Consider the following 7,680-nt stretch of genomic DNA (forward strand, 5'->3'; position numbering starts at 1 on the left):
TGTCGGTATGAGCTCACACGCAGGCGACTTCGATCACGGACGGATCTCCGAGGACCACCATTCCAAGCACGAACTCCCCGGAGGTCTGTACCTGCGACGGGCGAGGACCGGCGATGTCAAAGGGATCGAAGCACTGGTCGCCCCGCTGGCCGGTGAGCGGATCCTGCTCGCCAAGGACACGGTGACCTACTTCGAGTCGCTGCAGGAGTTCTGGCTGGTCGTCGATCCACAGCCCGATGGTTCCGAGATCCTCGCCGGCTGCGGTGCCCTGCACGTCATCTGGGCGGATCTCGCCGAGGCGCGCACGGTGGCCACGTCACCGGACTATCGGGGCAGGGGAGTGGGCAAGGCGATCATCAAGCAGCTGCTCGCCGATGCTCGTGAGATCGGAGTCGACCGGGTGTTCTGCCTGACCTTCGAGACCGGATTCTTCGGTTCGCTCGGCTTCGAACCGATCAAGGGCATCCCCGTCTCACCCGAGGTCTACGTCGAGCTGCTCCACTCCACCGATGAGGGCGTCGCAGAGTTTCTCGATCTGGCCAGGGTCAAACCGAATACCCTGGGAAACTCACGGATGATCAAATACCTCTGAGACAGACCCTGATCCTGCCCGTCGTCGGCGGGCGTCGGTTTTGGCCACGCTCTCACTGACCGGTGTAGGCGACTGCCGTACCGTCCAGTGGAGGCGTCTGCCACGTTCGGGTCCTGCTTCAGCTGTTCGGCAGTGCCAATCGCCCGTCGACCTGTTGTGCCAGACCGTCGTCAACGAGGTCGGTGATGAGCCGAGTGATCCTGTCCTGGTCAGCACTGAGTTCACGCACTCGCGCCACCGCAGTGGCCGTCGATTCGGCCAGTGTGTCGAGAAGCGCCGGGTCGAAGTCGGTCACCGAGGCGGTGAAGACGTCGAGCCGGACACCGGGGCGGTCATCCCCGGCGACGTGCGCTGCCTTGAGCACATCCATGATGGCACCGCGCAGCTGTCGATCGGTGCCCGCCCACTTCTGAGTCTTCGGTTTCGTCGCCGAGGCGGGTCTGCCCAATCGGTTCCATGTGCAGATGTCCTGGAGCGGGCAGGCAGGGCAGTCGGGATTGCGTGCCGTGCAGACGAGAGCTCCGAACTCCATGACTCCGGCGTTCCACTCAACGTGCCTATCCTCGGGTACGAGGGCCGCCGCCCAGGCGGTCTCCTTCCGGCCGGGTGAGGTGGTGGGGCGTTCTCGGCCCGCGAAGAGGCGGATGAGGACCCGACGCACGTTCGTGTCGAGCACGGTCGTCTTTCTGCCGAAAGCGAAGGAGGAGACCGCGGCGGCGGTATAGGACCCGATGCCCGGCAGTCGTTCGAGCTCTTCGGTCGATTCGGGAACCCGGTTCTCCAGGTCCGCGGCGATGACTTCGGCGGCTTCCTGCAGTCGCAGCGCTCTGCGCGGATAGCCCAAGCGGTCCCAGGCGTGGAGGACTTCGGCGGTCGGGGCGGCGGCGAGGTCGGCCGGCGTCGGCCACTTGTCCATCCACTCACGCCATCGCGGTTCGACTCGGGCGACAGGGGTCTGTTGGGACATGATCTCACTGACGAGGATTGCCCAGGCACTCGTCTTCGGGTGCCTCCACGGCAGGTCCCGGGCAGTGTCCTCGAACCAGGCGATGATCGTGTCCTGGACTCGTTTGAGCACAGGTTCGGATACCTCGGGGAAGGCGGAGGTCGACCCGGAGGGATTCGATTCGGGACCGGCTCGGTGTGTCATTTGGATGCTCATTCGCAATTGCCTAGGCTCAAAGCGATGACTCCTTCCAATCGTGGTTCGCAGCCGAACAGAGCTGCCGGGCAGCCTCGCCAGTCTAGCGGGAAGCTGCCTGCTCACGTGTACCGCCGGCGCCGCATCACACTTGCTGTGGCCAGCCTCCTCGTCCTGGGGCTTCTCGTGCTCGGAATCGTCGGAATCGTCAGAGCCATCGGCGGCCGCAGCGACGGACCGGACAAGGTCGCTGCCGAGGAGACTACTCCGGCCGAATCGACGACGGCGGCACCCGTGCCGGATAAGAAGGCAGCGAGCGGAAAATGCCCGGAGGACAAGGTCTCGCTGAAGGCGAAGGTCGATCCGAAATCCGTGAAGGAGGGGAAAGAACCCGAATTCGGCATGGTCATCGAGAACGGCCACACCGCCACGTGCCTCATTGAGGTCGGTACCGATAAGCAGGAATTCATCGTCGAGAAGAACGGTGATGTCGTGTGGTCGTCGGAGTACTGCGCGGCGGTGAAAGACGAGAATGCCGAAGCTTCCACGGAGTTCGCACCGCAGTCGGAGAAGACCGCGAAGCTCAAGTGGAACCGGATCAAGGTCGACAAGAACTGCAACCGCGAAGACGATGACTTCGCCCCCGGTGACTATGAGCTCATCGTGAAGCTCGATGACAAGAAGAGCGAACCGACGCCGTTCGAGCTCGAGAAGAGCGCCGCCGAAAAGGCCGAGGAGAAGAAGGCCGCGGAGGAGAAGAAGAAAGCCGACGAGGAGAAGAAGTCGGAAAAGGAATCCGGCGAGAAGGACTCCTCGGATGAGAAGCAGTCAGAGGAACCGCAGGACTGAGTCCTCACGCCCCGCGGTAGGAGCCGACTCCCCAAGAGTTCCCGTCGTGGTCGCGGAAGGCGAATTCGCGGCCGCCGTGAACCTGAGTCGCCACGGGTCGCACGATCGCATGCCCCATATCGACGATCTCCTGGTATAGCCGGTCGACTTCGCGTTCGGTGTCGACGACGACGTACATCGAGCTGCCGCCCACCGAATCGAGGGCCGACCCGTCGTTGCGAACCGAACCGAACATGATCCCGCCGTTGTCACCGAGCGCGAATTCGGCATGCTCGACGAGCGCCGGATCGTGTTCATTGCGCACGATCAGTCTTTCGGTGAACCCGAGCGTGACCAGCAGGTCGATCGTCGCTGCGGCATCGGTGGTGCGGAAGGCTGGAAAAACTGTCGTGGTCATGACACCAGGATGCTCCAAAACCGTGCGAAAGTCCCGGATTTTCTCACTTCTGCTCCCGAAGTGCCTTCTTCGTCAGCATCAGTTCGACCGCTCCGGCGATGTGTTCGCACTCCTCGACCTCCATCTTGTCCGGCGCCGCCACATTGGTCATCGCGCCCTTGGCGACGACAGCGTGAGTGATGCCCAGCCGTTTGGCTTCATTGAGTCGTTGGCCGAGATTGGGGACATTGCGGATCTCCCCTGACAAGCTGACCTCGCCGATCGCGACGAGGTGGCGAGCCAGCGGCTTGCCGAGCAGCGCGGAGGCCAGGGACATGCAGATCGCGAGGTCGCTGGCCGGCTCGGAGAGCTTCGCTCCGCCGACGGTGGCGGTGAAGACATCGCTCTTGGCGAGGTTCGCCTGCGCGACGTTCTGGCTGAGCACAGCCAGCATCATCGCCACCCGGGAGGAATCGACTCCGGAGACCGAACGACGGGACTGACCGCCAGCGGATTCTGTGATGAGCGATTGGACTTCGACGAGCAGCGGACGCTTGCCCTCCTGCGTCACTGTCAAGCAAGTGCCGGGCGGGTTCGCACCGCTGCGCGAGAGGAACAGCCCCGAAGGGTCCTCGAGACTCTTGATCCCGTTCTCCTCCATATCGAAGCAGCCCACGTCGTCGGTCGGACCGAAGCGATTCTTCACCGCTCGCAGCATGCGCAGACGCGAATGCCTCTCACCTTCGAAGGTGCACACGACATCGACGAGATGCTCGAGAAGGCGAGGACCGGCGATCGTACCGTCCTTCGTGATGTGGCCGACGAGCACAGTCGGCAGAGACCGGGCCTTGGCTTCCCTGATGAGGGCGGACGCGACTTCACGGACCTGGGTGACCCCGCCGGGGATGCCTTCGACCTCGGATGATGCCAGAGTTTGGATCGAGTCGACGACGAGCAGCTCCGGCTGTTCGGACTCGATCATTCCCAGGACCGAACCCAGATCGGTCTCAGCAGCGAGGAGAAGTGAGTCGGCCAGGGCATTGATCCGTTCGGCGCGCAGTCGCACCTGACCGGCGGATTCCTCACCGGTGACATAGAGGACCTTGACCCCGAACATGGCGATCTTCGCGGCGACGTCGAGCAGCAGCGTCGACTTGCCGACCCCCGGCTCACCGGAAAGCAGGACAACGGCGCCGGGCACTATGCCACCGCCGAGCACCCGATCGAACTCAGGGACGAACGTCGATCTCGCCTGCGCGAGCGTCGAGTCGATCTCGCTGATCGGCTTCGCCGCATTGGATTTCTTGACCTTCGTCTTCACCTTCGACGAGTTCGCGCCCTTTTCCTCAAGGGTGCCCCAAGCCTGGCATTCGGGGCAGCGTCCCAACCATTTGACCGTCGAATAGCCGCATTCCGAGCATGTGAAAGACATACCGCAATTCTGGCACGGGCCGCTGACACGAGATTCCTTGCTCGAGAGTCCGGCCGCAGTGACAAGGAGAGCTGGCCGGAGCGCACTGCAGCGGGGGAGTCCGGCGAACGCAGAGGGGCGCCCGACGATGAGTTCGTCGGACGCCCCTTGGCGGCAGAGTGCGGCAGCCAGGTCAGTCGAGCGTGGTGAGGATTCGGGGACCATCCTCGGTGATGGCGATCGTGTTCTCCGAATGGGCACCATTCGAACCGTCGGTCAGACGCAGGGTCCAACCGTCCTTGTCGACGGACAGCTTCTTCGAGGTGAAAGACCACCAGGGTTCGATCGCCAGGGTCAGTCCTGGTTTGAGGACCAGCCCGCGACCGCCCTTGCCGCGGTTGGGCACGTGCGGATCCTCGTGCATCGTGTGGCCGAGACCGTGGCCGCCGAAGTCGAGGTTGACGGGGATGCGGTGGGCATCGGCGACGTCACCGATGGCCTTTGAGATATCGCCAAGACGGTTGCCAGCTTGGGCGGCACCGATTCCGGCTTCGAGACCGGCCCAGGTGGTGTCGATGAGGCGCTGGTCCTCGTCGCTGCCGTTGCCGACGACGACGGAGCGGGCGGCGTCGGCGACCCAGCCGTCGATGGAGACGGCGAAGTCGAGGGTGAGCAGGTCGCCGTCCTTGAGGACATAGCTGTGCGGTTTACCGTGGAGGACGCCGTCATTGACGGACAGGCAGATGACGTTGCGGAAGGGGCCGGAGCCGAAAGAGGGGGCGTAGTCCCAGTAGCAGGACTTCGCTCCGGCATCCGCAATGAGCTTCCGCGCGGTCTTCTCCAGGTGCATGATGTCCATGCCCGGTTCTGCGATCGAGGTCAGCTCGGCCAAGGTCTTCGCGATGAAACGGCCGGTCACCGCCATCTTGTCGATCTCGGCGGGCGTCTTCAGCTCAATCACAGGTGGTCTCCTTCAGCGGGGTGCAGGGGTCAACGGCGTTCACAGGTCCAGAGTCGATTTTAGTCCTCGGCGGTCCCGAAGTCGCGGCCGCACCCGGATCTGTGGGCAAGGAGACAGAGAGGCCGAGCGGAAGATCCGATTGCGCGCAAGGAGGCTTGTGCCGTTGTTCCTTGGATTCTTTCGCTCATCGTCTTCCCCGTCTGTGCGTTGATCTGCCTCGCTTGCATCCTCCGCGACTACCGGCGGCGGGCTTCAACGGCGGGGCGTTCGGATTCAGCAGATCGTGCGACTGAGGACGACGTGCACTCAAGCGCCTTCAGCTGAGGCTGGAATCCGAATTCTGCGGTCGCGCGACGAACCAGCAGATCGGCCCGACGACGGGCAACAGCAGGACGATGATCGCCCAGACGAGTCTCACCTGAGGGTCGAGTCCTGATCGGGCGATGCTCACCATTGCCCAGATGAGCAGAACGACGAGCAGCAGGACGATGCCGGACCAGATCACGTCATAGGCGGCGGGCAGCAGCGGATTTTCGCTCATGGCATCAATCTACCTTGGTTTTTGCGCGAGAGTCGCTCGTTCAAGGGGCAGCGCGGAAATCGCGTCGTGTACCACGTGATATCGGCGCTGGCCCTTGAGCGATATGAAGAGGCGCCGGTGGCCAGTCTGCGCTTCGACCACAGCCTACCGACCCACCGGACGAGCACCTCACCTCGACCGGAGGACACAGCTCTCTCAGAGGAACTCGACTCCCTGCGCCAGCGGCAGCTCACCGGAGTAGTTGATCGTGTTCGTGGCCGGGCGCATATAGGCCTTCCACGAATCCGAACCCGACTCCCGTCCGCCGCCGGTCTCCTTCTCACCACCGAAGGCACCGCCGATCTCCGCACCGGAGGTGCCGATGTTGACGTTGGCGATTCCGCAGTCGGAGCGGGACAGGAACTTCTCGGATTCGGCGAGTTCGGCAGTGAAGATCGCCGAGGACAGTCCCTGCGGCACATCGTTGTGGATCTCCAGCGCCTCATCGAGATCCGAATACGTGACGACGTAGAGGATCGGGGCGAACGTCTCCTCCTTGACCACTGCGCTCTGGCTGGGCATCCGCACCACGGCAGGTTCGACGTAGTGAGCTTCCGGGCGTTCATCGGCGAGCACTCGGCCGCCTCCGCAGAGGATCTCGCCGCCCTCTGCCTCTGCCTGCTTGAGGGCCGCCTGCATCGCATCGAACGAAGCTGAATTGATGAGCGGTCCCACGAGCACTCCGTCATCGGTCGGCGATCCGATGCTCAGCGTCTTGTACGCGGCGACGACCTTGTCGACGAACTCGTCCGCGATGGACTCGTGCACGATGAGCCGCCGCAGCGTCGTGCACCTCTGACCGGCGGTTCCAGCGGCCGCGAAGACCACTCCGCGCAGTGCCAGGTCGATGTCGGCGCTCGGGGCGACGATGGCGGCATTGTTGCCGCCGAGCTCGAGCAGGATCTTGCCGAAGCGCTCGGCCACGACGGGACCGACCTCGCGACCCATTCGCACCGATCCCGTCGCCGAGACCAAGGCCACGCGTTCATCCCGGACCATCACATCACCGATGTCCCGGCCACCGACGAGGACAGGCGCGAGGTTCTCCGGTGCCCCCACTTCGGCGGCGGCCCTGGCCAGCAGAGACTGTGCCCCGAGAGCTGCTAGCACGGCGTTTTCCGAGGGCTTCCACACGACCGCGTCACCGGCGACCAAGGCCAGGGCGGTGTTCCAGGAATACACGGCCACGGGGAAGTTGAACGCGGAGATGACACCGACGACGCCGAGGGGATGCCACGTCTCCATGAGTCGGTGACCCGGCCGTTCGCTGGGCATGGTCTTGCCCCACAGCTGCCGGGACTGACCGAGCGCGAACTCGCAGATGTCGATCATCTCCTGGACTTCACCGGCCGCCTCGGAGGGGGTCTTGCCGGCTTCGACGGTGATGATCTTGGCCAGATCCTCCTTGTGCTCGCCGAGCAGCTGTCCCCACCGCTGCACCAGCTGACCGCGGACCGGAGCGGGCACGTCCCGCCAGGTTTCGAAAGCGGTCTGGGCTGCGGCGATCTTGTCCGCCGCCGTCCGCGCGGTGTCCGCGGCGATCGTGCCGAGGTCCTGTCCCGTGATGGGGGAGCGGGCCGGAAGGCTTGCCGAGGCGGCCGATCCCTTGCGGGCGAATGCGTCCACTCCGCAGGCGCTCAGTCCTGAGGTGAGGAGGTCGGTGATGGTCTGATCGGTGGGCAGTGCGGTCATTGCTGTCCTTTCGTCTGCTGCTGTGTCGATCGGCCGCTTGGCCGGTCGTTGCTGATCTGTCGTTGTGGGGGCGGGAAG

General features: G+C 64.1%; 8 protein-coding genes. 2 read left to right on the forward strand and 6 right to left on the reverse strand.

The genetic code is table 11. The annotated features are described in order from the left end of the window. The first annotated feature begins 7 nt into the window (after window positions 1–7). Window positions 8–592 carry an amino-acid N-acetyltransferase gene (locus D3I60_RS06275; RefSeq protein ID WP_262775282.1) on the forward strand — a complete coding sequence of 195 codons (585 nt, stop codon included), beginning with the start codon at window positions 8–10 and terminating at the stop codon, window positions 590–592. A 118-nt stretch (window positions 593–710) separates the two neighbouring features. On the opposite strand, the gene D3I60_RS06280 is transcribed toward D3I60_RS06275, so the two are convergent. Further along, complete coding sequence (locus D3I60_RS06280; RefSeq protein WP_262775283.1) at window positions 711–1,742, reverse strand: A/G-specific adenine glycosylase; 1,032 nt, start codon at window positions 1,740–1,742, stop codon at window positions 711–713. A gap of 36 nt (window positions 1,743–1,778) precedes the next feature. Here D3I60_RS06280 and D3I60_RS06285 point away from each other — a divergent pair, with 36 nt between their 5' ends. After that, a complete protein-coding gene (locus D3I60_RS06285) occupies window positions 1,779–2,582 on the forward strand; it encodes a hypothetical protein (protein WP_262775284.1) in 804 nt (267 codons plus the stop codon). Between the two features lie 4 nt (window positions 2,583–2,586). Here the strand turns inward: D3I60_RS06285 and D3I60_RS06290 are convergent, their stop codons facing one another. The 5 genes from D3I60_RS06290 to amaB form a co-directional block, all read right to left on the reverse strand. Then, on the reverse strand, window positions 2,587–2,979 hold the full coding sequence (locus tag D3I60_RS06290) for a VOC family protein (RefSeq protein ID WP_262775285.1): 393 nt from the start codon (window positions 2,977–2,979) through the stop codon (window positions 2,587–2,589). Between the two features lie 43 nt (window positions 2,980–3,022). Continuing rightward, window positions 3,023–4,390, reverse strand: a complete 1,368-nt coding sequence (gene radA / locus D3I60_RS06295) for a DNA repair protein RadA (protein ID WP_262775286.1) — start codon at window positions 4,388–4,390, stop codon at window positions 3,023–3,025. A 172-nt stretch (window positions 4,391–4,562) separates the two neighbouring features. Beyond that, window positions 4,563–5,330: a type I methionyl aminopeptidase gene (gene map / locus D3I60_RS06300; RefSeq protein ID WP_262775287.1), complete on the reverse strand. Its 768-nt coding sequence runs from the start codon at window positions 5,328–5,330 to the stop codon at window positions 4,563–4,565. A 316-nt stretch (window positions 5,331–5,646) separates the two neighbouring features. Beyond that, a complete protein-coding gene (locus D3I60_RS06305; protein ID WP_262775288.1) occupies window positions 5,647–5,871 on the reverse strand; it encodes a PLD nuclease N-terminal domain-containing protein in 225 nt (74 codons plus the stop codon). Window positions 5,872–6,066: 195 nt separating this feature from the next. Beyond that, window positions 6,067–7,602 carry an L-piperidine-6-carboxylate dehydrogenase gene (gene amaB / locus D3I60_RS06310; protein ID WP_262775289.1) on the reverse strand — a complete coding sequence of 512 codons (1,536 nt, stop codon included), beginning with the start codon at window positions 7,600–7,602 and terminating at the stop codon, window positions 6,067–6,069. Window positions 7,603–7,680: the final 78 nt, after the last annotated feature.

This window comes from Brevibacterium permense (assembly GCF_025506275.1).
Classification (GTDB): domain Bacteria; phylum Actinomycetota; class Actinomycetes; order Actinomycetales; family Brevibacteriaceae; genus Brevibacterium; species Brevibacterium permense_A.